The sequence below is a fragment of the Crystallibacter degradans genome (assembly GCF_012952295.1).
Taxonomy (GTDB): Bacteria; Actinomycetota; Actinomycetes; order Actinomycetales; family Micrococcaceae; genus Crystallibacter; species Crystallibacter degradans.
In genome coordinates this window covers 459,670-486,007 of record NZ_JABBCH010000002.1, presented here as the reverse complement: position 1 = coordinate 486,007, position 26,338 = coordinate 459,670, and the positions used below count along the sequence as shown (strand labels likewise).

The following is a 26,338-nucleotide window of genomic DNA, read 5'->3' as shown; positions in this document are numbered from 1 at the left end:
AAGGAACCACCGATGACAATCCTCGCCTGCTTTACCGACACTCCAGAAGGCCGAACCGCCGTCCGCCGCGCAGTCGAGGAAGCCGGACGGCTCGACTCCGATGTACTGATAGCGAATATCGACACCGACAGGCGGGAGCTGTCGCTGGCAGAGTTGGACATCGATCCGGCCGCGTTGAGCAGCGAGGGCCGTACGGTTGCAGTGTTGCCGCCGTCGTTGGTCGTCCATGACGCAGCGGACCTGGTGCTGCAGACCGAGCAGGAGCGGAAGATCGCACTCATCGTCCTGGGCCTGCGCCGACGTTCCCGGGTGGGGAAGCTCATCCTCGGCAGCCATGCGCAGCGGATCCTGCTCGACGCCGGCTGCCCGGTCCTTACCGTCAAGGCGAACTAACCGGAAATGAAACTCGTCCCCGGGGCATTGCACGTAAGCGATGCCCCGGGGACGAGTTGTTTAAGGCCGCTCAGGCCCGCACCACAGGCAAGTCGCTCCACTCGGTGGTGTAGCGAGGCGAGGAGAAGTCCCGCTTCATCGACCATGTGGCCGGAACCGCCAGCCCGCCTTGGCCGAGGCCGATGGCCGCTTCACCGAACTTCGCGCGGACGCTGCCCAGCAGGTCGCCGATGTGCCGCTGGTCCAGGTCGCTGACAAACGGATCCAGCGTCTGCTGCCCGTCGGCCGGCTCGAGTCCGGTAAACAAAACGCCTGCCCGCACATACTGGGTCCCGGGAGTGATGCAGGTGCGCATCGTCGCCACCGCCGCGCGCGTCAGCTGGATTGGATCCTGCGTCGGCACCGGCAGCCGGGCGCTGGCAGATGGAAAGGACTTCTCCCCGTCGGCGAACCTGCTGGTTCCCGCGGTCACGGTCAGGACCGAAGCGCTCAGACCCTCGGCCGCCATCCGGGCGGCGCCGCGTTGGGCGTAAACCGCCATCACCTGGTCCATCTCCTCCGCGGTGGTTACCGGCATCGAGAAACTGCGCGAGAACATGATCTGCTGTTTGTCGGCCCGCTCCTCGGAATGCGGGATGCAGGCGGTCCCGTTCAGTTCCAGCACCGTCCGCTGGAGCACCACAGAGAACCGCTTACGGATCAGCTGCGGATCCGCTGCCTTCAAATCCGCAACGGTCTCGATCCCGATCGCATTCAGCCGTTTCGCGGTCCGGCCGCCCACGCCCCACAGCCCCGTGACGGGCACGCGCGACTGGATCCGGGCGACCTCCGTGGCCGGCATGGAGTCCAGCGAGCAGACGCCTCGCATGTGCGGGTTGCGCTTGGCGATGTGGTTCACGAATTTGGCCAGCGTCTTGGTCCCGGCTACTCCTACACACACCGGAACACCGACGTGCCGCATGACTGCCGCCCGGATCCGTGCCGCCGTCTCGGACAGCTGTCGCTCATCCCCGGGCAGCCCCAGGAAACACTCGTCGATGGAGTAGACCTCCTGCCAGCTGCCGAACCGGCCCAGGACCTCCATCACCCGCGCGCTCAGATCGCCATAGAGCTCATAGTTGCTGGAACGGGCCACCAGCCCCCACCGCCCGGCCTCCGGAGCCACCTTGAACCAGGGCGTTCCGGTGGCAATGCCCAGTTGCTTCGCCTCCTCGGAGCGCGCCACGACGCAACCATCGTTATTGGAAAGTACGACGACGGGACGCCCCTCGAGCGCGGGATCGAAGACCCGCTCGCAGGAGACATAGAAATTGTTGACGTCCACGAGCGCGATCCGTTCGCCGGAAGGCGGCTGTCCGCTAGACATGGTGCAAGCACCGGGTGACGACTCCCCAGATGCTCAAGTCGGCGAGCTCGGGCACTTCGGTGGGGACTCCGCCGTCGTCCGTCTGCAGCCTGACGTGGTCGCCGGAGAGATACAGGCGCCGGATGATCAGTTCACCGTCAACTACGGCCACAACCACGGAGCCGTCCCGCGGAGTAAGCGACCGGTCCACGATGAGCTCATCGCCGTCGCTGATGCCCGACGCCGCCATGGAATTGCCGCTCACCCGCATGATGAAGGTGCAGGTACGGTCGCGGATCAGATGCCGGTTCAGGTCGATGCCGCCGTGGAAATAGTCCTGGGCAGGAGAAGGGAACCCACGCGCATCCCCGGGCCCGCCGCCGTCGTTCATCTCCGGGTCTGGACCGGATGGTGAAGGCGTCTCCATACCGAACACAGCAGCCGCCACCCTTCGAATCTATCTTCGATAGACAACCTTACCACCGGGTGGGGCGGCAGTTTCTTGAGCCAATTTTGCGCAAGAACCGGGCCCGCGCTTGAGTTGCCGCTGGCACGATGATGATCCACAGCCGATGGAGACAGCACAGATTCGGGCACGAGCCCCGATCACCTCCTCGGCTGAGTCATACAGGGTGGGGGCCCCTCAGATGAACGAACCGACGGACAACCGTCCATGCATTGTGATAATCAGCGGCCAGTTGCTGTTCGCAGAACTGCTGTCCGGGGCGCTTGCCTCCCACAACCTCATGTCGGGAGGCTTTGCCGGCAGTGCGGCCAAAGGCATCGAGCTGTGCCGTGGCGTGCAGCCGGACGCTGTGGTCCTTGACTATCGGCTGCCTGATGGGGAGGGCCTGGAGGCGGCCGAGCAGATCCTGTCCGATTCACCGGCAACGCGGATCATCCTGCTGACCGCGCACCCGTCCCACGACCTGCTTGGACGTGCGGCGGACCTGGGCATCTGCGGACTGCTGCCGCTGCACGGCACCGTTGATTCGCTGTTCGATGCGATCGAGTACGCGGGGCCCGGCGCCATGGTGATTCATCCGTCCTTCCTCGTACCGGTCACGCCACCCGCCGCCGTGCCCGGCCTGCCGACGCTGAGCAGGCGCGAACGGCAGGTGCTGGCGCTGCTGGCCGAAGGTTGCGACGTCAAGACTTCGGCCAAGCGGCTGAATGTCACGATCAGCACCTGCCGTGGATACGTGAAGTCCGTTCTGTCCAAGCTGGACGCGCACACGCAGCTGGAAGCGGTGGCCGTGGCCAGGCGGATGCAGCTGCTGGAACCGAGCCAGCCGGTTTAGCGGCCTGCTCGGAAGGACCGCGACGACGTTCAGTGGTAGAAATTGGAAGCATGCCCACGACAACGCGCGCGTTCACGCCACCCTGCGGTCCCGTATGCGGCTGGGAGGACGGCGCCGTCATTCGGGCGACTGGTATTCCCTATGCAAATGCCGACCGATTCGCCGCGCCAGTTCCGTCGAGGGACTGGACGGAACCTTTTGAGGCCACGCAGCTTTCGCCGGCCTGCCCACAAGTCCGTTCACGATTCCTCAGCGAGGTACTCGGAGACCCGCTGGCCGGTTTACCGCGGGACGAACAGTGCCAGAGGCTTTCGGTGACACTGCCCCACGATCTGCACGTGGATGAAAGGCTGCCGGTGATGGTTTGGATCCATGGTGGCTCGTACACCACCGGGGCCGGCGATGCGGACATCATGGACCCGGCCCGGCTGGTGGCAGAACAACGAGTAGTGGTCGTGGCCGTAACTTACCGGCTGGGCTTGTTCGGTTATCTGGGTTCAGACGACGCCCTTCCAGCCAACCTTGGACTGCTCGACCAACTCGAGGCATTGCGCTGGGTGCAGCGCAATATCTCCGCCTTCGGCGGCGACCCGGATCAGGTTACGCTGTTTGGTCAGTCCTCCGGCGGTGACGCCGTCGCACACCTAATGGCCGTCCCCGAGTCCATTTCTCTGTTCCGGCGCGCTATTCTCCAAAGTCCTCCGTTGGGCATCTCCCGCGGCCGCCACAAGATGAACGCGGCCATGGCACAGGCCGCCGAGGTCGTCACTACAGACATGTCAGCAGACGAGGTCGTGGCGCTGCAGGCCGAAGTCCAGAAGCGCGCTTCTTCATACGGTCTCATGGGGCAGATGGCATTCGGCACCCAGTACGGGCATCACCCCCTGCCCGCCGAGAATGAGATCGAGACCGTCTGGGATCGAGCAGCTCCGCACATCGACATCCTCATCGGTCACACTGCCGAGGAGGCGCGGCTCTATCTCCCCACGGTGCCTGCCCTGATACGGGTCGTCGGTGTCCCACTGATCGGGCCATTGATCCGCCGCGCTGCAGTAAAGGTCGTAACGGCGGCAGTCTACTCGCGCGCAATCCGCCGGTTCGCTAGGCGCCATGCCCGCGCCGGCGGTATAGCCCACACGTACGTGATCTCTTGGGCAGCCCCTGGCAACCCATACGGCGCCGCCCACACTATCGACCTGCCACTGCTGTTCGGCAACGAGCAAGCCTGGGCTGGATCGCAGCTGCTAGCTGGTGCGACATGGGCTGCTATCGACGGCTACGGCAAGAAGATTCGAAAGTTGTGGGCCGATTTCGCCCGCGGCGCCCCAATCGACGTTGCTGGACAAATCCCCCACGTGCTGAGTTATAGGTCAGCTTCCGGAATGTAGTCGAGACCATCCCCAAAACAGGGGGACCTTTGGGGATTGATTTTTGGGACTGAGATTTTTCAAAGAATGGCAAGGCATGCTGGGTCCAGTCTTGATCCCCAGAAACCGCTGACACTGGTCCCGAAGCGATCAAGACTCCGGAGTCCGGCGAAAGCTCGCCCCAGCCCGCCGGACTCCGGATCCCGCACTTAGGCAAACCGCCGGCGAACGTCAAAGATACCGAGCAGGGAACCGAGTTCAGGGGTTACCGGGGTGCGCCGAGACGTCAGCCGGGTCCAGTTCGGGACGGGCACGCAAGTAGCGCAGGGGGTGCCGGAAGGCTGCAGCCGCGCCCCCAGAAGCTTTGCCGCTGCCCGCTTGAGCGGAACGGACCGTCCCACCATCCGTAGCTCGCCATCGATGGGCAGGCCGGCGACGACTGCTTGCGGCTTGGCCAACGGACCGATGACGGCTGCGCAGATGACGTCAAGCGTTTCCCTGTGCTTGACCTTGAGCCACCGGCGCTGGCCGCCGTCGTAACTTTGGCCGGCGCCTTTAATGACCAGACCTTCTACGCCGGTTGCCGGCAAATCCCGGAACCACACGGCCGCTTTTTCCGGATCGGCAGTTACCGGGGATAGCTCCAACGGGCCGGACCATTCCTTGGCCAGCTCCTCAAGCAGGGCGCGGCGGTCGCGCGGCGGTCGCGCAGCGGCTCCTGCCGAATATCATGGCCAGCCACCGCGAGAAGATCGAAGGCGACGAAGTGCGCGGGCTTGTCCTGCACCTGACGCGGCAAGGAACGGGCGGAGACACTCAAGCGCTGCTGCAACAGCGAGAAGTCCAGCCGGTCCTCGACCAGATCACCGCCTCCCCATCCACGAGGCATCCAGGTGGCAGCTGCACGGCGGCTGCCGCTAAGAGGTCCGGGAAGTAGCGGTTGAGGTCTTTCCCCTGACGGGACTGCAGGGCCGTGGCATCGCCGTCCCTGCAGACGAGGAGCCGGTAGCCGTCCCATTTGGGTTCAAAAAGGCACCCGCCGGGCAGGGCGCCCGGTTTGGGGGTCGTCGGGACGCTACGGGCCAATGCGACGTCCAGCGGTGGCCGCAGCTCCGGCGGCAGGCGGTCGGACACTAAGCGAACCGGAACGCCATGCCTACACCGGAGCCCCAGCCGGACGTCCGTTTGTGGCCCTGCGCAGGAGGTCATTCGCGTCCCTGCGGTCGAGTTCCTGCCGGATCTCGTCGACGCGGAATTCGGTCTCACGGTCGGGAAAACCTGCACGCTGATATTCCAGATCCAACTGCCTGTGCAACAGGCTGTTGAGCACATGGAGCCGCGTGTCTGAAAGCGTGGTCAGGTCCGCAGGGAAGGTCGCATCCGGCGGCAGACTGCTGGCAGTCATCGAAACACCTACGCTGCTGCCGGCTGTGCCGGCCTGATCGGCTGGCTGCTGTCCGCCAGTTCGCCCAACTCCGTGTAGCCGAGGGCGTTCTGGACATCCGAGTCCAGATGATCGGCCTCCCGCAGGTCAAGACTGATCTGCGCATCAGCGGCCAGGCCTTTGGTACGGGCCAGCAGACGCAGGAGCGCTTTATAGTTCCGCATGGATACACAGCCGCGCACTTCAATGCGGACCGAAGACATATCGGTATCGAGGCACACGCAGACATTCAAACGATGTTCCATTAGTCCTTCTCAAAGGAATGGGAATTGCGGCGCCTGCTTCACCGCTTCAAGACTAGGCATGAGCTCATCACGTTCACAATGCCTTGTTGCCCTTTATGACCATGGACGATGGAAATACCTCAGGCAGAGGCGAGAGCCCTGCGCAGGAACGAGTCGATCACGCTGCCGGCCGTCACGTAGACAGTGGTGTCATGGCCGCTGGCTTGTTTCAACGTGCAGGCTTTGCCTGTCCTGCTCTTGACCCGGTCGTTCAAGCAGAGCAGCGCGGACAACACCTCCTCCAGCTCCGCATCCTCGTCAGAGGTGCAGCGAAGCAATCGGGCATGTGCGGCCTGCAGCAGTGGTCCCGGGTTGCAGTGCAGCTCCCGTCGGAACAGCAGCCGGCAATTGTCGTAGGCCTGCAGCGCTTCGATGTAGCGCGTGCCTTGTTCCAGCCCATCCACCAAAGCGGTCCAGCCGCGTTCGTTCAGCGGCTCCGCGGCAACGGCCTGCCGCGCCCAGTGGACGGCTTCGTCCGTTTTTCCCAGCTTCACTGCCATCTCAGCCGCCCTCGCACTGCAGTCGGCGACTTGCGCCGCGTGCCTGGCGCGGGCTGATTCCGCCCATTCGAAGGTCAACTCATCGCTCAGCAAGGGCGCTGACGCCAGGTCGAGCGCGCTGACGAGCTTGGGATAAGCCTCCGCCGGTTTGGTGCCGTCTGCCGCGCCGATGGTCCGTTCAAACAAGTCAAGATCAACCTGAACCAGCTTCGGGTCCAGAATGTAACTTCCCTTATCCGTGCGCAGCGGGCCGTTTTTCGCCTGCCCTGGCTGGATGTTCCTACGGATGACACTGACATAGCTCTCCACCGTGGCGCTGGCCGCCGACGGCGGATTGCCGTGCCAGAGAATGTTGATGATTTGTTCCCGCGGGACCGGCCGACCCAGCTGAAGGGCCAAGATTTCCAGAATCTGGCGGGCCTTCGGACTGCCAAGCTTGGCGGCCGTCAATACCTGCCCCTGACGCTCCACGCGCAAAGGACCGATGAGTTTGATGGAAATACCCACGGATGGACCAATAGATCTGTTCATGATGTGCCCCAACCCCCGATAAACCAATGCCCTAGCAGGCATCTGACCTAATAGTCGGCGCACTGCCGCCCGTTCACCAGCCCACGGTTAAGGGTGAGGTACACCCTCAAATTCGGGGGGAAGGACCCGGGACCTCAGACCCTAGTGCTGAAGGAAGAAATACACCGCTTGGAAAGCCGCGGGCTCAACGCGGCGCGGCCAAAGTTTTTTGCAAGTTTTCGGCGAATCATGGCGACATGTCAGCAATAAATGTCAGCACTGACGGCCGGGCAAAAACCGACCGCCGCCGCATGATCGTCATTCCCTTGGCGCTCGTGGCTGTGCTCGGACTTGTGTTCGGGTACTTGTTTCTCACAGCAGAGGTCAAAACCAGCACTCCGCTGGGTGCATCTGCTGAAGTTGAGGGTGGAGTGGCCAGTATTACCGGGGTCATTCCGCTCGAAAGCGATGGATGGCAGCCGCCTTCTCCTGTGGCCGCCCTCCAGAAAGATCCGCAGGAAGGTGCACACCGCGTCCGCATCCAGGTGCAATTCACTGCCTTGGACAAGGCCGGCTTGCCGCTCGTTCCGGAAGGATTTTTCGTTGACGGACTGGGCTCGGGAAAGCCCGGCCCGCTGTGGACCTCGTCGTATTCCACGATGTTGGCGCAGGGCGAATCCGTCAATACCACCATGGTGTTCGAACTTCCGGACAAGGCCATCGCCTTGGTCCTCGAAGATGCTGCAGGCAGCCGGCTCTCCCTCGGCGTCGAACATCATACGGCTGGCTAAGCAGCCCAGCCAGATCCAGAAAGTCATCATTGGGAAGTGACTCGATATGTCAGTAACAAGACGACAACTCCTCACCTGGGGAGGTCTAGGAGTTGTCGGGGCCGGATTAGTTACCGTCCCCATTTCCACCGTGTCCGCCAAGTCGGCGAGCCAACTCAGTTCGCGGGACATGCCCAGGCCGTATAAGGCCACGTTTACTAGACCGCCAAAGCTCAAGCCGGATTCAGTCTCGTATGAGTCCGACGGTACCCCGGTCAACCACTACACCATCGCGATGCGACAAGCGCAGGCCCAGATCCTGCCGACGAAAAAGACGGGCATTCTGGGCTACAACGGGATCTTTCCCGGCCCGACAATCGAGCTGGACCAGGGCACCAAGGCCGTGGTGCACATGCGCAATAGAATGCCGAAGAACCATCCGCAGTGGAACCACCACCTGCTGGCGGCATCGACGCACCTGCATGGTTCGGCGTCGCTGCCGCACTACGACGGCTACGCCAGCGATGTCATCCAGCCGGGCTTCTGCAAGGACTACCGGTACCCGAATTTCCAGCCCGCGCGGACTCTTTGGTACCACGACCACGGCGTGCACTACACCGCGCAGAACGTCTATTCCGGGCTGGCCGGTGTGTATCTGATGCATGATCCGGTGGAACGGGACCTGCTGCCGCAGGGCGACTTCGACGTACCGCTGGTGGTCAGCGACGCGATGTTCGCGGCGAACGGCTCCTTAGCCTATGACGACCGCGAGCGTTCCGGCCTGTGGGGCGACGTCATCCTGGTCAACGGGCGGCCGTGGCCGGTGATGCAGGTCCAGCCGCGCGTCTACCGGTTCCGGATCCTGAATGCCTCCATCTCGCGGTCCTACCGGTTCGCCCTCAGCAGCGGCCAGCCCTTCCACCTGGTCGGCACGGATGGCGGCCTGATGCCGGCAACGCAGTCGGTCAAGAACTTCCGCCATGGCATGGCCGAGCGGTACGAGGTCCTGATTGACTTCAGCAAATACACGCCCGGAACGCGGGTGGAGCTGAAGAACCTCTCGAACGACAACAACCGCGATTACGACCACACCAACAAAGTGATGAGGTTCGACGTCGTTGCTGCCGCCCCCGACATGAAATCGGACCCAAAGTGGAACCACATTCCCACCAAGTTGGTGGACAGCGAAGTCATGTCCCTGACCGACGACGACGCCGAAGAAAAGCGCCGCTTCCGGTTGGAGAAGGACGGAGTGGTTGAACCGTGGACCTTCAACGGCGTCACCTGGGAAGACGTGATCGCCAGCAACTTCAAACTGGCGAGCGCAGATCCGGCCCTCAACTCGGTAGAAGTGTGGGAGATCGAGAACAAGTCCGGCGGGTGGTTCCACCCGGTGCACATCCACTTGGTCGACTTCCGGGTCCTCAGCCGCAACGGCAAGGCGCCGTTCGCCTGGGAGCGCGGGCCCAAGGATGTGGTCTACGTCGGCGAGAACGAAAAGGTGGACCTGGTCATGAGGTTCGGCCCGCATGAGGGCCGCTACATGGTCCACTGCCACAATTTGCCGCACGAGGACCATTCCATGATGTTCCAGTTCCGGGTTGGCCTGGGCGAGGACGATCCGGACCCCTGTGATCCGATGACGGCGGCCATGGCGGAACTCGACACTGACCCGGACTAGGCAGTTATGTCTGCCGGCGCGACACAACGTCCCTCCGTTTCCAGTCCCCGGAAACGGAGGGGCCGAGGACTGATCCTGCTGGGCTTGGCCAGCCTTCTGGCCGTCCGCATCTGGGTGATGGAACCCGCCGTCGTCGATTCGGACAGCATGGAGCCCACGCTTCACCCGGGCAGCCTGGTGTTTGTCTTCAAAGCGGCACCCCAGCTATCCGGGATCCATCCCGGAGACGTGGTGGTTTTCCAGTCACCCGAGGACAACTCAACGATGATCAAGCGGGTGGTGGCAGTGGGAGACCAGACCGTGGAAGTTCGGGACGCCGTACTGTACGTCGACGGCATCGCTCCGGATGAGCCGTTTGTGGACCACGAGACCATTGACGGCACCCACTTCTCCTTGCGGCATGTGCCACCTGGCGAGGTATTTGTCATGGGAGACAACCGCGAGCGCTCCATCGATTCCCGCGACTTCGGTACGCTGCCGCTTTCCTCCCTCCAGGGCCTGGTGCTCGGAGCGGGCAAGTAGGAGCTAATCCGGACGTCTGTTCCTTTGGTGTGCTGAAATCAGCGCTCGACGGCGGCAAGAATGGCCGCGCCGAGCTCGGCAGGTTTCGTGAACTGCGGCCAGTGCCCCGTGGGCAGGTCCACGTACTCGACGTCGTGAATCCTTGCGAGCTCCGCTACATAGGGGTGTCCGGACTCGACCCATTCGGTGAGCACCGACGAGGGGAACTCGCACGCGATGACGGTGGCTGGGACATCGAAGCGCCGCTCGTCCGTCAGGTGCTGTTTGTCGTACGCCACCCCGCGCGGCTGCGGAATGGCCCGTGCACGGAAGGCAGCCCGAAGCTCGTTGTCCAGATCCACGAGGTCGGCATCGTCAAAGCCGTCCCACGGCGGCAGCGGGATTTCGTCCCCTTCTGCCGGCAGCTCATCATTGATGACGCCTCCCGCCGCCAGCGGACCGCTGTCCACGTAGACGGCGCGGGCCACACGCTCCGGCCGCGCGTCGACCGCTCCGTGGATGATGGCGCCGCCTCCGGAATGACCGACAAGTACTACCGGCCCGTCAATCCCGTCGACCGCCGCAATAACGGCGTCGATATGGTCCCGCAGCCCAATGCCCTCGCGCGGTGCGTCAATAGACTCCAACCCTGGCAGCGTGAGCGGGTGCACTCCGTGTCCTGCTTTGACCAGCGGCGGCGTAACCTCCGACCACGATGAAGCGTCCAGCCAGAATCCGGGAACAAGGATGATATCCATGCCCGGTACCCTACGCTGGCCCACCCGCAATTGGTACGGGCCGAACCGAAACTGCTGCCGTCAGCCCGCAGAAAGAGCCGCCAATCAGACCGTAGATACCCGATCTTTTCGCGGCTGCCGGATCTAGACTTTAAGCCGAACCGCAACTTCGCCGGTCCGGTGGACGAGAGGATTAGACATGCCGCTCTATCTTTCAAAGTTCAGCTACACGCCGGAGACCTGGGCCAGGCTGATCAGCAAACCAGAGGACCGGCGCCAGGCTGCCCAGGCGTACATCGAGGCGGTTGGCGGCAAGCTGCACGGCTTCTGGTACGCCTTCGGTTCGTATGACGGCTACACGCTCTGGGAAGCCCCGGACAACGTTTCCATGGCCGCCGTGGCGCTCGCCATCACCGGAGGCGGCGCGCTCAGCACCCTGGAAACAACCGTGCTGATGACGGTCGACGATACGATGCAGGCGCTGCGGCACGCCGACCAGGTCCGCTACCGCGCTCCCGGCGCCTGACCGCACCACGGATTAAAAGTACGACGGCGGGACGAAGTTAGGCATTCACTCCAGGGCCTCTCCCGCTTCCCGCGGCTCGGTGAAGTCGCAGGTACCGGGGTGGCGTTCGGGCAAGAGGCAGGTCCGGCCGGTCGGCAGGTGGAGGTTGGCGCAGCGGCCGGTCCGCGCTAAGTCTTCACGGACATGAAGGTTGGCCAAGTCGGGCCGTTCCTGGCCTACGTGATGAGACTGCGGGGCTGCGGGATCTGGTTCTTGGGCGTTCATCTCTACCAACCGATCTTCGTTGTCGACGGTTCGTGCTGGGACTCCAGCCATAACGGTGCTGCCTCCAGTCTGGCGCCGGCACGTTAATTGCGGGTTTCACCCGGATTGTCTTTCAGTGACGGACGACGCCGGCAAACCACAGACCTGAGTCTGCTTCACTCAATTTTTACAGGTCGGCGGAATAATTCTCCAACATCAGCGTTAACATGAGTCGAAGGTACTCAAGTTCCTGAGGAGGATACATGCCATTGTTCTTCGGACCCGCAGCATCAGGCAGCGGCTCATTCGACGAATTCCTGGCCCGCTACCTGCAGGGCCAGCGGGCTGCACAGGCCCGGCGCCCCATCGACATCACCCGGCTGCTCAGCCGCCGCTCGCACGAGCTGCTCGGCCACGCGGCCCGCTTCGCCACCGACCACGGCCACTCCGAGGTCGACGCGCTGCACATCCTGCGCGTCATGGTGGAACAGGAGCCGACCGCCAGCCACCTCAAGCAGGCCGGTGCCGAACCGGCCGCCATTGCCAAGGCAGCGGAGCAGCGCCTGCCGGAAGAGTCGGACGAAAAGCCGGACACTCCGCCGTCGCTCACCCAGTCGGCCCAGCGGGTGCTACTGGACGCCCATCAGGTGGCCCGCTCCTTCGGGTCCACTTACATCGATCCCGAGCACCTCTTCATCGCGTTTGTCCTTAATGCGGAGTCGCCCGCCGGACAGTTGCTGGCGGCAGCCGGCGTTACGCCGCAGTCGCTGCAGGAAGGTGCCAGGGAAGCACAGTCCAACGGTGCCGGCGACCAGCAGGGCTCAACCGCGGGCACCGAAAATTCGGAAACCCCTATGCTTGACCAGTTCGGCACCGACCTGACAGCCTTGGCCCGCGCGAACAAGCTCGATCCGGTGATTGGCCGGGCGGAGGAAACCGAGCAAACCATCGAGATCCTGGCCCGGCGCACCAAGAACAATCCGGTGCTGATCGGCGAAGCCGGCGTGGGCAAGACTGCCATCGCGGAAGGCCTGGCCCAGGCGATCGAGGCCGGCGACGTCCCGCAGCAACTCCGCGGCAAGCGCGTGGTCTCCCTCGATCTGCCCGGCATGCTCGCCGGAACCCGCTACCGCGGCGACTTCGAGGAGCGGCTGAACAAGACGATGGACGAGATCAGCGCCAACAGCGAGAGCATGATCGTGTTCATCGACGAACTGCACACCGTGGTCGGCGCGGGCGGCTCGGGCGAAGGCGGCATGGACGCCGGCAACATCCTCAAGCCACGCCTGGCCCGGGGCGAACTGCACCTGGTCGGCGCCACCACGCTCGGCGAGTACCGCAAAATCGAGAAGGATCCGGCGCTGGAACGCCGCTTCCAGCCGGTAACTGTTGGCGAGCCCAGCATCGAGGATGCCGTAAAGATCCTCGCGGGGCTGAAGGACCGCTACGAGGAGCACCACGGCGTCACCTACACCGACGAGGCCATCCGCGCCGCCGTCGAAATGTCCGCCCGGTACATCACGGACCGCTTCCTGCCGGACAAGGCGATCGACCTGATCGACCAGGCCGGCGCCCGGCTGAGCCTGCAGCGTGACCCGCGCGTCGACGTCGCTGCGCTGCGCGAACAGGCCGCAACACTGGAGGCGTCCAAGAACGCCGCGGTGGCAGAGGAGCACTACGAGGAAGCCTCCCGCCTGCGCGACGAGATCGAGGCGCTGAACCAGCAGATCGCCGCCGCGGAGGGAACCCAGGCCAGCCACAGCGCAACGGAAGCTAACGACGGCGGGGCGAGCGCCGGCGTCGTACGCTCACCGTCAGTAGTGGGTGAGACCGAGATCGCGGCGATCATCGCCCGCGCGACCGGCATCCCCGCCGCGCGGCTGACCGACGGTGACCGCGCGCGCCTCGCCCGGCTCGAGGAGGACCTGCACCAGCGGGTCATCGGGCAGGAGGACGCGGTGGCCGCCATCGCCAAATCCGTGCGGCGCAACCGGACCGGCATGGGTGACGAAGGCCGGCCCGTGGGCAGCTTCCTGTTCCTCGGCCCCACCGGCGTGGGCAAAACCGAGCTCGCCAAGGCGCTGGCCGAGTCGCTGTTCGGCGACGAGAAGGCCATGGCGCGCTTCGACATGAGCGAGTTCGGCGAGCGCCACACGGTCAGCCGCTTGGTCGGTGCTCCCCCGGGCTACGTCGGCTACGACGAGGCCGGCCAGCTGACCGAACGCGTGCGGCGCCAGCCGTACTCCGTGGTGCTGCTCGACGAAATCGAGAAGGCGCACCCGGACGTGTTCAACCTGCTGCTCCAGGTTCTCGACGACGGCCGTCTCACCGACAGCCAGGGGCGCACGGTCGACTTCCGCAACACCGTGGTCATCATGACCTCGAACCTCGGCTCGGAGTTCCTGGCCAGCAAGGGCGGTGCCCTGGGCTTCACCGCGAATGACGACGGCGACGGCTTCGGTTCCGAACCGGAGCTGCGGGCCCGGGTGATGGGCCGGCTGCGCGAGAGCATGCGGCCGGAGTTCATCAACCGGATCGACGAGATCGTGCTGTTCCGCAAGCTCAACCAGGAGCAGCTGCGTCAGATCGTCCGGCTGCAACTGGGCAAGACCGAAGCCCGGCTGCAGGCCCAGGGCATCGGCCTGGCGGTCGGCGAGGAAGCCGTGGCGTGGATCGCCGAAGCCGGTTATGAACCGGAGTACGGCGCCCGGCCGCTGCGCCGCGTCATCCAGCGCGAGCTTGATGACCGGATCGCGGACCTGCTGGTCACCGAGGCACTGCACGACGGCGGACGAGTCACCGTGGGCGTCGACGGCGGGCAGCTGCGGGTTTCCGCAAGCGTGGAAGCACCGCTGGCTGCGTAAAGTCCGCGGCACCGGTTACCTGAGCAGCCAACGAACCAAAGGAGCCGGCCGGGAAGATGAAACTCTTCCCGGCCGGCTCCCATCTAGCTATTCGGAAGGGTCACCTTTCAGCGACAATCTGGCACTGTCCAGGCGAGGTAGAGCCAGCTGCTCAACTTAGACCCCGAGTAGTGGGACTCCAGGTGAACGCGGGCCTCTCCTTCGCCATGAAGGCTGCTCGTCCAGCAGCCAAGTCCTCGTTGTCTGGAAAATGCAACCACTCCGTATCCCAACGCTTTTCCACGTCTTCTTGACTCTCATCAGCTTGAATCAACTGTTTCATCGTCACATTGGAGTATTGCGACCGTCGCGAGACGGTTCGCAAGAATGACATTGCAACTTCTTCAAACTCACCCGCTGCCACCAGGTCGCTGACGAGCCCCCATTCAGCGGCCTTATTCGGGGCGATCTCCTCTGCACTGAACAGCAAGTACTTGGCCCGGTCTGCACCCACCCGTCGGACGAGCCGTTCCAATCCGGCTCGGGGATAGAGGATCCCGAGCTTTGATGGCGTGATAGCGAGCCTGACATCGTCTGCCGCCAGCAGGACATCGCAAGCGGACGCAATCTGCCAGCCTCCACCCATACAGATACCCTCGACCAGGGCCACGGTTGGTTTTCGGACGGAGCAGATTGCTGCGTCTGCTTCGCTCAAACGGTCGGCTCCTAGTGCCTCATCCGCCTTGTCAAACAACACGTGATCGAGCTGATCCAATGCTGCCCCGGCGGAGAAGTCGCCGTTTGCACCGCGGAGGGCGATAACTTTGACTTGCGGATCGTTATCTAGTCTGACCATGGCTTCCGTTAGACCAAGACACATCCCCTTTGTGAGAGCATTACGCCGTTTCGGATGGTTCAGAACGACGATTGCGATGGCTCCCTCGACGACGACGCCCACAGTCGCCCCGTCGTTACCGGCTAAGGGTAACGCTTGCGCTGTCATTGATTTGCTCCTGCCGTTGCCGCCATTCGCGTCCCTGCTTGCACGGTCCCGCTGTTCTCTAGGCGACCAATCTCTTCAGGGGAGATGCCTATGGACTCGAGGACGGCCCTCGTGTCCTCTCCAAGAGACGGCGGTGCCGTTCGAACTGAGGCAGGAACACCATCCACGCTGATCGGGCCGCGAAGTAAGCGCAGCTCGGAACCGTCACTTCGCTGAACGGATTGCACCATGCCGAGTGCTTGGGTTTGCTCGCAGTCCATCACTTGGGCGTAGTTATAGATGGGACCGCACGGAATTCCCGCTTCGCTCAGGCCGTCAATCCACACGTCTGCCCCTTCCTGCCGCAGGACCTCCTCGATCAGTTCCGACAGCTCCTGCCGATGGATCGATCTGGTACGACCGGTGGAGAAGCGCGGGTCATCCGCCAGCTCTGCCCTACCGATGAGGCTGCAAAAGGACGACCAATGGCGCTCGGTCGAAACTGCAATGATCACAGGTTCCGTCGCTGTCGGGAAGGCACCATAAGGTGCGATGCTCGGATGGTTGTTACCTTGCGGCGTCGGCGCGACGCCGCAAGAGAGCGCAGCCTGACCCTGAAATGCTGACAGGGCCAGAGCAGTTTCGAAAAGAGAAGTAGAAGCCTCACGGGATTGGTTGCCCCGTTCCCTACCAAGGAGCATAGAGACTACGGCGAAGGCCGCGGTCATACCCGAGGTAATGTCGACGATTGGCAGGCCGACTCTATACGTAGACCCATCCTCATCTCCTGTGACTGAGGTCAAGCCGGAGATTCCTTGGACAACCTGGTCGAGACCCGGCCGCGTCATGAGCGGACCCTTATTCCCATAGGCGTTGATTGACATGTGAATCAGGTCTGGATTGATTTGGCGCAGCACCTCAGGGCCGAATCCCATTGCATCGAGAGTTCCGAGTTTATAGTTCTCGACCAGCACGTCAGCGTTCTCAAGCATTCGGGTTAGCAAAGCCTTCCCGTCGATTGTGTACAGATCGACGGCTACGGACTTCTTATTTCTGTTAGCCGAGTCGAAGTACAAGCTATGCTCGCCTTCAAATGGCGGCCATGCACGGGACGGATCTCCTCCTCGGGGGCTTTCCACTTTGATGATCTCGGCACCCATGTCGGCCAACATCGTGGTGCAGTATGGTCCGGCGAGCGCGCGGCTCAAGTCGATAACGGTAATTCCCTGCAGCGGCATTCTGACTCCTTGTTCAGCGTTCTAAAGCATTGTGGGCAGCACGAGTGTGCCGACAAGGGCGACCGGTCCGACGACAACCAGTGAAAGTCCCCAACGCGTCAATACTTTGGTTATCCGAGGCCTTTCCTCTTCGTCCACAGTCGCGACCAACGTCGCCCCGACGGTGGAGAAGGGTGATACATCTACGACCGACGAGCAGACTCCCAGCGCTGCGATGACAGCCCAGCCGGCAATATTGCCGTCAGCAACCAATGGAATGGCCAGTGGAACGAGGGCTGCAAGCATGCCTGTAGTAGAAGCGAAGGCCGAGACTAGCCCGCCAATAATGCATATGCACAGCGCAGCGACCAAGGGGGCACCGGCCTGGCTGGCGGCTTCGCCAAGCAAGTCCACAGCCCCGATCTCTTGAAGGACTCCTACAAAGGTGATGATGCCGCCCACCATAAGTACCGTTGACCAATCAATCTTCGAGACGGCAGTCTTGCCCGTTTTCGGATCAACGAGTGTCATGACGGTCGCGAAGGCGAAGCAGAGAATGCCGATGTCCGGATCAAGGCCGATGATCGCCAGCAGAATGACGCTCACAACAAGACCTGCCATGCAGAGTACGGTGGTGCGTTGCGCCCATGTGAACCGTTCAGGAGTGGTTTCGCCAACAGTATCGTCGATGACTTGAACCTGTTGCGCCACGCGTTGACTCCGCTGAGCAAAACCCTCTCGCTCAAACGGATGGCCGGGCAGGGTCACCTTCCCTTGTAGATTCGGCAACTGGCCATCGCCAAACTGTCCCGTGTGCCGGCGGCGCAGAAGGCCTAACCCACCGAACATCATGTAGGCGGCAAGCAGGAGAACCAGGTTCGCAACGAGCGCGATAGAAAAGAGAGTAAGCGGGTTCAGGTCGATTCCAACAGAATGTGCGGTTCCATAGGTCACGATTCCAAAAAGGCTCGTTGGTGCGAATCCCCCAGCGCTCAGGCCGCAACCAATGGCCAACCCCATTAGCATGCGGTCTATGCCGTACTTTTTGGCCAGCGGCATTCCTATCGGAGTCATAACCAAACCAGCGAGAGGAGATCCCATGGCAGCGATCCCCGCCGTCAGGCCGAAAAACACCAGCGGAAGAAGCGCTGCGCGGTCGCCTACACGAGAAATGGCAAACGTGATGATCTTATCTACGGTGCCATTAGCCTGAGCAATTGCGAAAAAGTACGTCACTCCCACGAGAAGCACGAGGATAGACACGGGGAATCCGGCGATGACGTCGTCCATCTCCATTCCTGCCAGCCAAATTCCAACCCCAGCAGCGGAGGCGAACATTATGACGCCGAGATGGACTTTGCGCACGGTGGCTAACGCGAAGACAGCAACAAAGAGCGCTAAGGCGACGATTGACTCGAGCATAGGCCTTCTTCCCTTCAAAGACTCGCGGTTCACTATGTGAACCATTGGTTCAAAATATGGTGTTGCTGTAAGCTAGCCCACATTGAAGGGGCCGTCAATGATCGGAGATTTTCTGCTGCATGAGCACACAAAGCGTCGTGACCTCCATTCGAGTTATAGAGGCGATATCTGAATTGCAGCCTGTCGGTTTGTCGGAAATAGCCCGCCACCTCTCCCTTTCAAAGGCGACTGTCCTGCGGGTCCTCACGACGTTCGAAGAACTGGGTTGGGTCTCCCAGAGTGCGCCGCCGGCCTCCAGTTGGGCGATCACCTTCCATGCATACGCCGTCGTGGCCAGGAGCGGTGTCGGCACAAATCTGCGCGACGTTGCCCTTAGCCCAATGAACCATCTCCAATTGGACACGACGGAGACTGTGCACCTCTGCGTACCGGACGGGGAATCTCTAATCGTCATCGAGCGTCTGGACACTCCGCATGTGCTTCGTGCCTTCTTGGCACTCGGTACCCGGATTCCGCTGAACGCATCCGGCACCGGACTAGCATTCCTCGCTGCGTCCTCAGACTCATTTGTCGAGGAATACCTTGAGAGCCCCTTGGAACAACGCACGGCTCGCACGCACACGGATCGAGAAAACCTCTGGGTCGAGCTGAGACGAATCCGAACGCGCGGCTACTCCGTCAACGAAGGAGGTCTCAGCGATGGGATCACCTCATTGGGATCGGCCATCGTTGACCCATTAGGAGTTCCTGTCGGAAGTGTCTCTATCTCCGGTCCGAGCAACCGTATCGTCCCCGAAAAGTACGAAGAGTTTGGCGCGGCAGTTGCTGAGACCGCCAAAGTCATAGGCTCGCAACTAACTGCACACAATCGCTGACTTTGCACATAACAACTGTGAAAATCTGCGGCAACGGACCCAAACCGACACCGAGATGAAATTCCACACGAACGTAGAACATCGAGCGTTTCCTGATCTCTTGAACAAGAGACCCGAGAAAGGCAAGAGCATGCACGATGACAAAGCCCTTGTGCTGGCCTTCAACGACGCGATCAACCGCCGGGACCTCGATGTTTTGGCCGCGCTGATGACACCAACCCACCGCTTCATTGATACGTCAGGTGCAGCGATCGAAGGCAAGGACGCCTGCATCGACGCCTGGCGCCGGTTCTTCGTGGCCTTTCCGGACTACCGCAACATCTTTGATGAGGTGCAGTCAGTGGCGAACGGAATGGTGGAAGTGCAGGGCCGCTCGGAATGCAGCGTCCCGGAGCTGGATGGCCCGGCCCTGTGGCAGGTTTCCGTCCGGGACGGCTTTATCGACGAGTGGCGAGTCATGGAGTTCGCAAGTGCGTGATCGCCGAACCGATCCAGCTGCCCAGGGTGTCACAAATCGGGGCCTGCCGGTGTCCTATGTGTACATCGCCATCAGCAAAGGAGAGAACGGTGTCTGCATATCAGCGAGTAATCATTATCGGAGCCGGTTATGCGGGGGTTATGGCGGCCAACCGCCTCGCCGGCAGCAAGAGCCTCGCCGGTCAAGTCCAGGTGACAGTGGTCAATCCGCAGGCGGAGTTTATTGAACGGATCCGCCTGCACGAGGTGGCCGCCGGAAGCCGCGAGTCGGCAGCGGTGCCGATGGCTTCCTTGCTGAACCCGGCTGCCGCCGTCGTTGTTGGAACTGCCGCACGGATCGATCCGCACGCCCGGCTGGTGCAGTTCGCGGACGGCCGCGACCCGCTGGCGTATGACCGGCTGGTGTACGCGGTGGGCAGCGCCAGCGCAACCGCCGAGGCCGGGCCGGAGGGCTACGGAGTGCAGTCTGCGAAAGAAGCCGCACGGCTGCGGAGCAGGCTGGAGCAGCTTGAAGCCGGCGCCGTGGTCACCGTGGTGGGCGGCGGTTTGACCGGAATCGAGACTGCCGCCGAAATCGCGGAGCGGCACCCGAGGCTGCGCGTCCGGTTGGTATCCGAAGGTGGTATCGGCGCGGATCTGTCCACATCCGGGCGGCGGGAACTGCAGCGGACGCTGCGCGCGCTCGGCGTCGAACTCTTGGAAAACACCAAAGTGGAAAATTCGGACAGAAGCCAACTAACGACGTCGTCCGGAGCAAGGCTCGAGTCGGACTGCACGGTGTGGACCGCAGGCTTCAGCACGCCGGACCTCGCCCGCGTCAGTGGTCTGCCCACCGATCCGGACGGCCGCTTGCTGGTGGATGAAACCCTGTCCGTCCCGGAGTTTCCGGAAATCTTCGGCGCCGGTGACGCCGTCCGCCCGCCGGATTCGGTGGCCGCGCACCTGCGGATGGCCTGCGCCGTTGCCATGCCGATGGGCGCGCACGCGGCGGACAACATCATCGCCCGGCTGGAGCAGCATGCTCCCCAAGCCTTCTCCTCCGGGTTTATGGCGAGGTGCATCAGCCTTGGACGTACGGCCGGCCTCATCCAGTTTGTGCACGCCGACGACCGGCCGCGCCCGCTAGCCATCGGCCGGCGGTCGGGCGCTTTCGTGAAGGAACAGGTGTGCCGCCTGGCTCTGAGGTGGATGCGGGACGAGCTTCGCCGCAGCGGGTCCTACAGCTGGCCGAAGGGCCCGCGGGCAGCGCAGTCACAACTTGCGGAGGCGCGGTAGATGGGCTCGCCGCAGGTCTTCGAACAGCACCGCTCCCTGCTCTTCGCCATTGCCTACGAGATCACCGGCGCCGCAGTGGACGCTGAGGACGTGGTGCAAGATAGCTACCTGAAATGGGCCGAGGTGAACGACGACGGCGTGGGCAATCCCCGCGCCTACCTCGCCAAGATCGCCACGCGCACCGCGCTGAACGCGCTGAGGTCCTCCCAGCGCCGTCGGGAAGAATACGTGGGGCCGTGGCTGCCCGAGCCGATCCTGACCGGACCGGATGTGGCCGAAGATGCCGTACTGGGCGAGGCACTCTCCGTGGCCATGCTGGTGGTGCTCGAGTCCCTGACGCCGGACGAGCGCGCCGTCTTTGTGCTCCGCGAAGTCTTCGACTTTCCCTACACCGAGATCGCCGAGGTCACCGGTAAGTCCCAAGCCGCGGTCCGTCAGCTGGCGCACAGGGCCAAAGAGCATGTCAGCGCGCGGCAGCCGCGTTTCGAAGTTGGCACGCGGCAGCAGCGCGAGGTGGCGGACCGGTTCATGGCGGCAACCCTCGGCGGCGACCTGCAGTCGCTGATGGACGCGCTGGCACCGGGCGCCGTTCTGCTCGCCGACGGCGGCGGCAAGGTCTCCGCTGCACGCAGGCCCGTGCACGGCCCGGAGAAGATTGCCCGGTTCCTGGTCGGGGTCCAATCCCGACCGCTGCCAGACATGCGGGTGGAGTTCTCCACCCTCAACAACCTGCCGGGCCTGCTGGTGTTCAGCGGAGGCCGGCTGGATCTGGCTGCCATGGTGGAAGTCCACGGCGGACAGGTCACCGGCGTCTACATTGTCCGCAACCCGGATAAGCTGGTGCTGTTGGCCCGGGGCACAGACATCAGCAGGCTGTGACTCATGGGTAGTTCTTCCCATGTTTATTCCTCCAGGTGGAGCCGCAACTCGGGAAAGCTCACCGAGACGGTGGTCCACAGTGCCTGCTCGTCCACACGATCGTCATGGTGCACGACGAAGTCCCGGTTTCTGGCCGCCTGACGCCAAATGGGAGAGGGCATTACAGTTCCAAGGCTTCAGAAAGAATGTTTCGGTCCCGGACCGGATCCAGCCCTCGGCGCGAGACCACATCTACCCGACGGCCCAGCAACTCCTCCATGTCCTCGGCGAACTGTGCCAGGTCGAACAGGCTCGCCTCAGGATTGGGCATGACGAGGAGGTCCACATCGCTGTCAGGTCGCTCCTCTCCGCGTGCGACCGACCCGAATACCGCGATAGATTCGATGCGGCTTATATTTGCGAGCTTCTTGACCAGTTTCACCCGCTGTCTCAAGAAGTCGAGGACTCCTCAGGATGCGCTTGCTTGACTGGCGCACAAGGTTCGGTAATGGCGGATCGGTACGAGCGCAGCATCGGTCTTCCGGTGGGAACCCACCAGGACAGGTTCGGCCTGCGGATCAAGTCGAAAATGCTTCAGCACGGTTGGGAGCCGCATTCGGGCCTCGGCAAATCACCTGCGTCCCGTTGCACCAAAAGCCATGGACGATACACGCGCGGTGTGTTGGACTGAGGCTGGCGCTCCGCTTTGCCGCCGCGCCGGGATTGTCCATCAGCCGCAACAGTTCGGCTCCGGCCGGCCGCCGTGGAAGGAATGTACTTATGCCCACCTACCAGATCGGTTATTTCGTCGGGAGCCTGGCCAGCGGCTCCATCAACCGCACTCTCTCGAAGGCTTTGATCAAGCTCGCTCCAAAGGACCTGGAATTCAAGGAGATTCCCATCAAGGACCTGCCCCTTTACAGCTCGGATTACGACGCCGACTTCCCCGCCGAAGGCCGGGCACTGAAGGAAGCAATTGAAGCCGCAGACGGAATCCTGTTCATCTCGCCCGAATACAACCGGTCCATCCCCGGCGCATTGAAGAACGCGATCGACTGGGGCTCGCGACCGTGGGGAACCAACTCCTTCGCGCGCAAACCCACTGGCATCATTGGTGCTTCGCCGGGCGGCATCGGCACGGCCGTTATGCAATCGAACATGCGGAGCGTTCTCAGCTTTCTTGACGCCCCGCAGCTCAACACCCCCGAGGCCTACATCAGTTTCAAGCCGGAAGCCTACGGCGACGACGGCGAAGTCAAGGACGAGTCAACGCAGAAATTCCTGCGGCACTACATGGACGAGTATTGCGCCTTCGTCCAGCGTGTCCTCGACGCCAACGCGGCCGGACACATCGGGGACGAGGATGCCGAATCGCGCAAGTAATTCCGGCTAGCCCGCCGTCCCGCTGCGCCTTCGAATCGAGTTACCTAGATCGCCTTGCCGGGGTTGAGGATGCCCTGCGGATCCAGTGCGCGGCGGATGGCGTGCTGGACCTCAAGCGAGACATCGCCGAGTTCGTCCCGGAGCCAGTCGCGCTTGAGCAGGCCCACGCCGTGCTCGCCGGTCAGCGTTCCACCCAGGCTCTGGGCCAGCCGGAACATTTCGCCCAGTGCCGCTTTGGCCGGCCCTTCAGTCACTGATTCATGCGGATCCACCACGATAATGGGGTGCAGGTTGCCGTCCGCGGCGTGCGCAATCGTGAAGATGCGAACCCCGGTCCGCCGGGAGATGTCCGCCAGTCCGGTGACTGCTTCGGCCAATCGGCCGCGCGGCACGCCGATGTCCCCGATGGATACCCGCCCCATCTTTTCGAGCGAAGGAATGGCTTCGCGTCTGGCCGTCAGGAGTGCCTCTGCCTCCGCTGCATCAGCCGCACGCTCCAGTTCGGCGGCGAAGGGCTCAACGGCGTTGACCAGCACGTCCATCTCGAGGTGGGCGCCAAAGCCGTCGGTCTGCGCGAGCAGGAAAGCGCCGCCGCGACTGCGGTAGTTGGTTCCCAGCGCGGCGTCGATAGCGGCGAGGGTGGGGCCGTCCACCAGTTCCAGCACAGCAGGCTGGAGCCGCGCGGCAATCACAGCCGAAGCTGCCGAGGCTGCGGCGGCCACGTCGGGGAAGAAGGCGGCCACCGTCGCCGTCGCTATTGGTAGTGGACGCAAGCGGAGCGTCGCTTCAACCACCACGCCCAGAGTGCCTTCCGACCCGATCATCAGTGCGTTCAGGTCGTAGCCGGTGACGCCCTTAATGGTGTCGCGGCCCGTGCGCAGTTCGCGCCCGTCGGCCAGCACCACGCGCAGCCCGAGAACCGATTCGCGGGTCACGCCGTACTTGGCGCAGCGCATGCCGCCCGCGTTGGTGGCAATATTTCCGCCGATCGAACAGATGGCCGTACTGGCAGGGTCCGGCGCGTAGAACAGCCCGTGCTCGGCCACGGCCTGGTTAAGGTGAGCATTCAGAACACCGGGTTCGACGACGGCGACCTGCTCGACCGGATCGATGCTGAGGATGCGGTTCATCCGGGACAGATCCAGCACCACCTCCCCCGCCGACGCTGAGGATGCACCTGCGAGTCCGGTTCCGGCACCCCGCGGCACCAGCGGAACCTTGTGCGCGGCCGCCAGCTTCACCGCCTGCACCACATCCGCCACCGATTCGGCGAACACCACCCCGTCCGGCAGGGACTGCGGGACGAAGCCCGAGCGGTCCGTATTCACCGCCGCGCGGTCCGCATAGTCAGCCGATGAGCTGCGGGCTGCATCCAGGACGGCGGCTGACGCTCCCAGGACCTCGGGTGCAACATCCATTCCCACGAAGACTCCTTCGTTTCCTCCGGCAAGTGATGCCGATCATACTGCATTGTCCGCTGATAGGATTTTGCCCGGTTCCAAGGTATTGACCCAGGCGAGAGCCGGGCGGATACTTGCCTGATCCGGCTGGTCATTGGGGAACGCTGGCCCGGCGTTATGTGCCGCCGGCGGAAAGCGGGTGCCTCATGCAAGGCCGCCATCGAATCGCCGCATTCCTGGCCATCCTGGCCTTGAGCCTCGCCGGGCAGATCCTCCCTACCGCGGCGAACGCCGCTCCGGCGTACAACACGCGCAACGGGCCCAACTACACCGAACGCGTGGTGCTGACTTTCGACGACTGCCCACAGAGTCTCTCCGCCTACAGATCAGTACTGAACTACGCTCAACGGGAGAACATCGGACTGGTGCTGGCACCTTCCGGCAACTGCATCACCAGTTACGTACGCGAGTATGAGGTGGACATCGTGCGGCTGGCCAGGCGCCATGGCCAATACGTCATCAATCACAGCATCAGCCACAAGGATCTCCGGCAGTTCGACTGTGCCGGAGCGGCTGCCGAGCTGCGGGCCCCGGGGGTCGTCACCAACTTCGGCCGGCCGCCGCACGGCGGGCTCAACGAGGCCGTCCTCTGCGGCTACCGCCAAGTCGGCATGCTGCCCTGGCTCTGGACCGGCAGCACCAGGGACTGGACCGGCCTGTCCAGGAGCGAGGTGGTCGATTCCGTCGTCGCCCTAGGCCGCAAGGGCGGCACAATCCTCATGCACATGCAATGGCGGGGCTTCCACCCAAGGGCCCTGGACCGGATGAAGGAGGGATTGGAAGACAAGGGACTCCAAGTTTGCAGGGCCTATGGAGGCGCAACCGGGCGCATCACCACCAGCCCGGCGCTCCTACCGCTACGGTTGCCTTGCTGATTAGGCGGAAATCGCCAACACCGCCAGGGCACCCTCAGACCCGGATCAGCAGCTTGCCGAAGTTGCGCCCCTCGAGCAGCCCGGCGAAGGCCGACGGCGCGTTCTCCAACCCGTCGACAATGTCCTCGCGGTACTTCATCCTGCCGTCCGCGACCAGCTCAACCATGTCCCGCTGGAAGTTGTCCCAGTGCTTGGCCCGGAATTCCGTCTGGATGAAACCGCGCACGGTCAGGCTCTGGTTCAGCACGGTGCGCATGAAACCTGGCAGCCGGTCCGGCCCCTCCGGAGCGCTGGTCGCGTTGTACTGCGCAACCATCCCGCACACCGGCATCCGCCCGTACAGGTTCAGCAGCGGCAGAACCGCCTGGAGCACCTTGCCGCCCACGTTCTCCCAGTACACGTCGATCCCGTCCGGGCAGGCAGCCTTCAGCTCCTCCGCGAAAGAATCCGAGCGGTGGTCCACGGCGGCGTTGAACCCCAGCTCATCAACCAGGTAGGCGCACTTCTCCGGCCCGCCGGCGATGCCGACCGTACGCGCTCCCGCCGCACGGGCCAACTGCCCGACGGCGGAGCCCACCGGTCCGGCTGCCGCCGCGACCACAAGCGTCTCCCCTGCCTGGATGCGTCCGATCTCCGCCATCCCGGAATAGGCGGTGAAGCCCGGCATGCCCAGCACGCCCAGCGCGGTCGATTCCGGCTGCCCGTTGTCGCTGACCGGACGCGAGTATTTACCAGGAACGACGGCGGCGCTTTGCCAACCGCCGTACGTCGCCACCAGCTGGCCCGGCTTATAGCCGGGGTCTCGGCTTTCGACGACCTCGGCAACTGTCTCGGCCGGAAGGACGTCACCTACCGGCGTCGGCGTGGCGTAGGACTTCGCCGCGCTCATCCGCCCGCGCATGTAGGGGTCCAGCGAAATGTACCGGTTGCGCACCAGCAGTTGCCCGTCGGCGAGCGCGGGAAGCTCTGCCATCTCGGTCCGGAAGGTCCGATCTGTCGGCACGCCGTGGGGCCGCTCGGCCAGCACGATTCGGGTGGTGTGGTTTGCCGTCGTCGTTGTCATGTTCTC

At 63.3% G+C, this 26,338-nt stretch carries 30 protein-coding genes; 14 read left to right on the top strand and 16 right to left on the bottom strand.

Going from position 1 to position 26,338, the window contains the following annotated elements; genetic code table 11:
- Window positions 1-12: 12 nt before the first annotated feature.
- Window positions 13-393 (top strand): universal stress protein, encoded by a 381-nt coding sequence (locus tag HGO92_RS06020; protein ID WP_169992812.1) that lies wholly within the window; start codon window positions 13-15, stop codon window positions 391-393.
- Between the two features lie 70 nt (window positions 394-463).
- Here HGO92_RS06020 and HGO92_RS06015 read toward each other — a convergent pair whose 3' ends face one another.
- Window positions 464-1,759, bottom strand: coding sequence for a Y-family DNA polymerase (locus tag HGO92_RS06015; protein ID WP_169992811.1), 1,296 nt, complete (start codon window positions 1,757-1,759; stop codon window positions 464-466).
- Window positions 1,752-2,129 carry a LexA family protein gene (locus HGO92_RS06010; protein ID WP_169993102.1) on the bottom strand — a complete coding sequence of 126 codons (378 nt, stop codon included), beginning with the start codon at window positions 2,127-2,129 and terminating at the stop codon, window positions 1,752-1,754. Before HGO92_RS06010 ends, HGO92_RS06015 begins: the two co-directional genes overlap by 8 nt.
- A gap of 256 nt (window positions 2,130-2,385) precedes the next feature.
- On the opposite strand from HGO92_RS06010, the gene HGO92_RS06005 reads away from it, so the two are divergent.
- Together HGO92_RS06005 and HGO92_RS06000 are read left to right on the top strand one after the other, a co-directional pair.
- On the top strand, window positions 2,386-3,039 hold the full coding sequence (locus HGO92_RS06005) for a response regulator transcription factor (protein ID WP_169992810.1): 654 nt from the start codon (window positions 2,386-2,388) through the stop codon (window positions 3,037-3,039).
- A gap of 50 nt (window positions 3,040-3,089) precedes the next feature.
- Window positions 3,090-4,427, top strand: coding sequence for a carboxylesterase family protein (locus HGO92_RS06000; protein WP_169992808.1), 1,338 nt, complete (start codon window positions 3,090-3,092; stop codon window positions 4,425-4,427).
- Between the two features lie 188 nt (window positions 4,428-4,615).
- Here the strand turns inward: HGO92_RS06000 and HGO92_RS24220 are convergent, their stop codons facing one another.
- From HGO92_RS24220 to HGO92_RS05980, 5 genes are all read right to left on the bottom strand, one after another.
- Complete coding sequence (locus HGO92_RS24220) at window positions 4,616-5,053, bottom strand: hypothetical protein (RefSeq protein WP_277351866.1); 438 nt, start codon at window positions 5,051-5,053, stop codon at window positions 4,616-4,618.
- 169 nt (window positions 5,054-5,222) lie between these two features.
- A complete protein-coding gene (locus tag HGO92_RS24215) occupies window positions 5,223-5,615 on the bottom strand; it encodes an ATP-dependent DNA ligase (protein ID WP_277351865.1) in 393 nt (130 codons plus the stop codon).
- Window positions 5,563-5,811 carry a hypothetical protein gene (locus HGO92_RS05990; RefSeq protein WP_169992806.1) on the bottom strand — a complete coding sequence of 83 codons (249 nt, stop codon included), beginning with the start codon at window positions 5,809-5,811 and terminating at the stop codon, window positions 5,563-5,565. The genes HGO92_RS24215 and HGO92_RS05990 overlap by 53 nt, the downstream gene beginning before the upstream one ends.
- A gap of 8 nt (window positions 5,812-5,819) precedes the next feature.
- The gene (locus HGO92_RS05985) at window positions 5,820-6,095 is read right to left on the bottom strand and encodes a hypothetical protein (RefSeq protein ID WP_169992804.1); all 276 of its coding nucleotides are present in this window, start codon (window positions 6,093-6,095) and stop codon (window positions 5,820-5,822) included.
- A gap of 119 nt (window positions 6,096-6,214) precedes the next feature.
- On the bottom strand, window positions 6,215-7,165 hold the full coding sequence (locus HGO92_RS05980) for an AfsR/SARP family transcriptional regulator (RefSeq protein ID WP_205834195.1): 951 nt from the start codon (window positions 7,163-7,165) through the stop codon (window positions 6,215-6,217).
- 236 nt (window positions 7,166-7,401) lie between these two features.
- On the opposite strand from HGO92_RS05980, the gene HGO92_RS05975 reads away from it, so the two are divergent.
- The 3 genes from HGO92_RS05975 (at window position 7,402) to lepB (ending at window position 10,117) form a co-directional block, all read left to right on the top strand.
- Entirely contained in the window at window positions 7,402-7,935 is a 534-nt protein-coding gene (locus HGO92_RS05975; RefSeq protein ID WP_169992802.1) for a hypothetical protein, read from the top strand.
- Window positions 7,936-8,104: 169 nt separating this feature from the next.
- Entirely contained in the window at window positions 8,105-9,595 is a 1,491-nt protein-coding gene (locus tag HGO92_RS05970; RefSeq protein ID WP_240974428.1) for a multicopper oxidase family protein, read from the top strand.
- Window positions 9,596-9,679: 84 nt separating this feature from the next.
- Entirely contained in the window at window positions 9,680-10,117 is a 438-nt protein-coding gene (gene lepB, locus HGO92_RS05965; protein ID WP_240974427.1) for a signal peptidase I, read from the top strand.
- Window positions 10,118-10,155: 38 nt separating this feature from the next.
- Here the strand turns inward: lepB and HGO92_RS05960 are convergent, their stop codons facing one another.
- Entirely contained in the window at window positions 10,156-10,854 is a 699-nt protein-coding gene (locus HGO92_RS05960; RefSeq protein WP_169992796.1) for an alpha/beta fold hydrolase, read from the bottom strand.
- A 178-nt stretch (window positions 10,855-11,032) separates the two neighbouring features.
- Here HGO92_RS05960 and HGO92_RS05955 point away from each other — a divergent pair, with 178 nt between their 5' ends.
- A complete protein-coding gene (locus tag HGO92_RS05955) occupies window positions 11,033-11,359 on the top strand; it encodes a GYD domain-containing protein (RefSeq protein ID WP_169992794.1) in 327 nt (108 codons plus the stop codon).
- A gap of 45 nt (window positions 11,360-11,404) precedes the next feature.
- Here the strand turns inward: HGO92_RS05955 and HGO92_RS05950 are convergent, their stop codons facing one another.
- Window positions 11,405-11,557 (bottom strand): hypothetical protein, encoded by a 153-nt coding sequence (locus HGO92_RS05950; protein ID WP_240974426.1) that lies wholly within the window; start codon window positions 11,555-11,557, stop codon window positions 11,405-11,407.
- 308 nt (window positions 11,558-11,865) lie between these two features.
- Here HGO92_RS05950 and HGO92_RS05945 point away from each other — a divergent pair, with 308 nt between their 5' ends.
- Complete coding sequence (locus tag HGO92_RS05945) at window positions 11,866-14,466, top strand: ATP-dependent Clp protease ATP-binding subunit (protein ID WP_169992790.1); 2,601 nt, start codon at window positions 11,866-11,868, stop codon at window positions 14,464-14,466.
- 151 nt (window positions 14,467-14,617) lie between these two features.
- Here HGO92_RS05945 and HGO92_RS05940 read toward each other — a convergent pair whose 3' ends face one another.
- From HGO92_RS05940 to HGO92_RS05930, 3 genes are read right to left on the bottom strand one after another with little or no spacing between them, the layout of a single operon-like run.
- Window positions 14,618-15,448 carry an enoyl-CoA hydratase/isomerase family protein gene (locus HGO92_RS05940; RefSeq protein WP_169992788.1) on the bottom strand — a complete coding sequence of 277 codons (831 nt, stop codon included), beginning with the start codon at window positions 15,446-15,448 and terminating at the stop codon, window positions 14,618-14,620.
- A complete protein-coding gene (locus HGO92_RS05935; RefSeq protein ID WP_169992786.1) occupies window positions 15,445-16,665 on the bottom strand; it encodes a CaiB/BaiF CoA transferase family protein in 1,221 nt (406 codons plus the stop codon). The genes HGO92_RS05940 and HGO92_RS05935 overlap by 4 nt, the downstream gene beginning before the upstream one ends.
- Window positions 16,666-16,686: 21 nt before the next feature.
- Window positions 16,687-18,066 carry an SLC13 family permease gene (locus HGO92_RS05930; protein ID WP_169992784.1) on the bottom strand — a complete coding sequence of 460 codons (1,380 nt, stop codon included), beginning with the start codon at window positions 18,064-18,066 and terminating at the stop codon, window positions 16,687-16,689.
- A gap of 119 nt (window positions 18,067-18,185) precedes the next feature.
- On the opposite strand from HGO92_RS05930, the gene HGO92_RS05925 reads away from it, so the two are divergent.
- From HGO92_RS05925 to HGO92_RS05910, 4 genes are all read left to right on the top strand, one after another.
- Window positions 18,186-18,941, top strand: coding sequence for an IclR family transcriptional regulator (locus HGO92_RS05925; protein ID WP_169992782.1), 756 nt, complete (start codon window positions 18,186-18,188; stop codon window positions 18,939-18,941).
- Between the two features lie 130 nt (window positions 18,942-19,071).
- The gene (locus tag HGO92_RS05920) at window positions 19,072-19,419 is read left to right on the top strand and encodes a YybH family protein (RefSeq protein WP_169992780.1); all 348 of its coding nucleotides are present in this window, start codon (window positions 19,072-19,074) and stop codon (window positions 19,417-19,419) included.
- A gap of 89 nt (window positions 19,420-19,508) precedes the next feature.
- The gene (locus HGO92_RS05915) at window positions 19,509-20,693 is read left to right on the top strand and encodes an NAD(P)/FAD-dependent oxidoreductase (RefSeq protein ID WP_346768868.1); all 1,185 of its coding nucleotides are present in this window, start codon (window positions 19,509-19,511) and stop codon (window positions 20,691-20,693) included.
- Window positions 20,694-21,572 carry an RNA polymerase sigma-70 factor gene (locus HGO92_RS05910; RefSeq protein WP_169992776.1) on the top strand — a complete coding sequence of 293 codons (879 nt, stop codon included), beginning with the start codon at window positions 20,694-20,696 and terminating at the stop codon, window positions 21,570-21,572.
- A gap of 23 nt (window positions 21,573-21,595) precedes the next feature.
- Here the strand turns inward: HGO92_RS05910 and HGO92_RS05905 are convergent, their stop codons facing one another.
- Together HGO92_RS05905 and HGO92_RS05900 are read right to left on the bottom strand one after the other, a co-directional pair.
- The gene (locus HGO92_RS05905) at window positions 21,596-21,733 is read right to left on the bottom strand and encodes a HepT-like ribonuclease domain-containing protein (RefSeq protein ID WP_169992774.1); all 138 of its coding nucleotides are present in this window, start codon (window positions 21,731-21,733) and stop codon (window positions 21,596-21,598) included.
- On the bottom strand, window positions 21,733-22,005 hold the full coding sequence (locus tag HGO92_RS05900; RefSeq protein ID WP_169992773.1) for a nucleotidyltransferase family protein: 273 nt from the start codon (window positions 22,003-22,005) through the stop codon (window positions 21,733-21,735). Before HGO92_RS05900 ends, HGO92_RS05905 begins: the two co-directional genes overlap by 1 nt.
- 326 nt (window positions 22,006-22,331) lie before the next feature.
- Here HGO92_RS05900 and HGO92_RS05895 point away from each other — a divergent pair, with 326 nt between their 5' ends.
- On the top strand, window positions 22,332-22,934 hold the full coding sequence (locus tag HGO92_RS05895) for an NADPH-dependent FMN reductase (protein ID WP_169992771.1): 603 nt from the start codon (window positions 22,332-22,334) through the stop codon (window positions 22,932-22,934).
- Between the two features lie 44 nt (window positions 22,935-22,978).
- Here the strand turns inward: HGO92_RS05895 and HGO92_RS05890 are convergent, their stop codons facing one another.
- The gene (locus HGO92_RS05890) at window positions 22,979-24,352 is read right to left on the bottom strand and encodes an FAD-binding oxidoreductase (protein WP_169992769.1); all 1,374 of its coding nucleotides are present in this window, start codon (window positions 24,350-24,352) and stop codon (window positions 22,979-22,981) included.
- A gap of 188 nt (window positions 24,353-24,540) precedes the next feature.
- On the opposite strand from HGO92_RS05890, the gene HGO92_RS05885 reads away from it, so the two are divergent.
- On the top strand, window positions 24,541-25,269 hold the full coding sequence (locus tag HGO92_RS05885; protein ID WP_169992767.1) for a polysaccharide deacetylase family protein: 729 nt from the start codon (window positions 24,541-24,543) through the stop codon (window positions 25,267-25,269).
- Between the two features lie 34 nt (window positions 25,270-25,303).
- Here HGO92_RS05885 and curA read toward each other — a convergent pair whose 3' ends face one another.
- A complete protein-coding gene (gene curA, locus HGO92_RS05880) occupies window positions 25,304-26,332 on the bottom strand; it encodes an NADPH-dependent curcumin/dihydrocurcumin reductase (RefSeq protein ID WP_169992765.1) in 1,029 nt (342 codons plus the stop codon).
- Window positions 26,333-26,338: the final 6 nt, after the last annotated feature.

What these genes read in the sequence shown, in the direction of transcription:
- HGO92_RS05970 (WP_240974428.1), top strand. Translation starts at nt 8,105, where the DNA reads ATGCCCAGGCCGTATAAGGCCACGTTTACTAGACCGCCAAAGCTCAAG.
- HGO92_RS05885 (WP_169992767.1), top strand. Translation starts at nt 24,541, where the DNA reads ATGCAAGGCCGCCATCGAATCGCCGCATTCCTGGCCATCCTGGCCTTG.
- HGO92_RS05985 (WP_169992804.1), bottom strand. Translation starts at nt 6,095, where the DNA reads ATGGAACATCGTTTGAATGTCTGCGTGTGCCTCGATACCGATATGTCT.
- HGO92_RS06020 (WP_169992812.1), top strand. Translation starts at nt 13, where the DNA reads ATGACAATCCTCGCCTGCTTTACCGACACTCCAGAAGGCCGAACCGCC.
- HGO92_RS06000 (WP_169992808.1), top strand. Translation starts at nt 3,090, where the DNA reads ATGCCCACGACAACGCGCGCGTTCACGCCACCCTGCGGTCCCGTATGC.
- HGO92_RS05945 (WP_169992790.1), top strand. Translation starts at nt 11,866, where the DNA reads ATGCCATTGTTCTTCGGACCCGCAGCATCAGGCAGCGGCTCATTCGAC.
- HGO92_RS24215 (WP_277351865.1), bottom strand. Translation starts at nt 5,615, where the DNA reads ATGACCTCCTGCGCAGGGCCACAAACGGACGTCCGGCTGGGGCTCCGG.
- HGO92_RS05955 (WP_169992794.1), top strand. Translation starts at nt 11,033, where the DNA reads ATGCCGCTCTATCTTTCAAAGTTCAGCTACACGCCGGAGACCTGGGCC.
- curA (WP_169992765.1), bottom strand. Translation starts at nt 26,332, where the DNA reads ATGACAACGACGACGGCAAACCACACCACCCGAATCGTGCTGGCCGAG.
- HGO92_RS05925 (WP_169992782.1), top strand. Translation starts at nt 18,186, where the DNA reads ATGAGCACACAAAGCGTCGTGACCTCCATTCGAGTTATAGAGGCGATA.
- HGO92_RS05990 (WP_169992806.1), bottom strand. Translation starts at nt 5,811, where the DNA reads ATGACTGCCAGCAGTCTGCCGCCGGATGCGACCTTCCCTGCGGACCTG.
- HGO92_RS05920 (WP_169992780.1), top strand. Translation starts at nt 19,072, where the DNA reads ATGCACGATGACAAAGCCCTTGTGCTGGCCTTCAACGACGCGATCAAC.
- HGO92_RS05935 (WP_169992786.1), bottom strand. Translation starts at nt 16,665, where the DNA reads ATGCCGCTGCAGGGAATTACCGTTATCGACTTGAGCCGCGCGCTCGCC.
- HGO92_RS05960 (WP_169992796.1), bottom strand. Translation starts at nt 10,854, where the DNA reads ATGGATATCATCCTTGTTCCCGGATTCTGGCTGGACGCTTCATCGTGG.
- HGO92_RS05895 (WP_169992771.1), top strand. Translation starts at nt 22,332, where the DNA reads ATGCCCACCTACCAGATCGGTTATTTCGTCGGGAGCCTGGCCAGCGGC.
- HGO92_RS05905 (WP_169992774.1), bottom strand. Translation starts at nt 21,733, where the DNA reads ATGCCCTCTCCCATTTGGCGTCAGGCGGCCAGAAACCGGGACTTCGTC.
- HGO92_RS06015 (WP_169992811.1), bottom strand. Translation starts at nt 1,759, where the DNA reads ATGTCTAGCGGACAGCCGCCTTCCGGCGAACGGATCGCGCTCGTGGAC.
- HGO92_RS05890 (WP_169992769.1), bottom strand. Translation starts at nt 24,352, where the DNA reads ATGGATGTTGCACCCGAGGTCCTGGGAGCGTCAGCCGCCGTCCTGGAT.
- HGO92_RS05975 (WP_169992802.1), top strand. Translation starts at nt 7,402, where the DNA reads ATGTCAGCAATAAATGTCAGCACTGACGGCCGGGCAAAAACCGACCGC.
- HGO92_RS06005 (WP_169992810.1), top strand. Translation starts at nt 2,386, where the DNA reads ATGAACGAACCGACGGACAACCGTCCATGCATTGTGATAATCAGCGGC.
- HGO92_RS06010 (WP_169993102.1), bottom strand. Translation starts at nt 2,129, where the DNA reads ATGAACGACGGCGGCGGGCCCGGGGATGCGCGTGGGTTCCCTTCTCCT.
- HGO92_RS05940 (WP_169992788.1), bottom strand. Translation starts at nt 15,448, where the DNA reads ATGACAGCGCAAGCGTTACCCTTAGCCGGTAACGACGGGGCGACTGTG.
- HGO92_RS05930 (WP_169992784.1), bottom strand. Translation starts at nt 18,066, where the DNA reads ATGCTCGAGTCAATCGTCGCCTTAGCGCTCTTTGTTGCTGTCTTCGCG.
- HGO92_RS05910 (WP_169992776.1), top strand. Translation starts at nt 20,694, where the DNA reads ATGGGCTCGCCGCAGGTCTTCGAACAGCACCGCTCCCTGCTCTTCGCC.
- HGO92_RS05980 (WP_205834195.1), bottom strand. Translation starts at nt 7,165, where the DNA reads ATGAACAGATCTATTGGTCCATCCGTGGGTATTTCCATCAAACTCATC.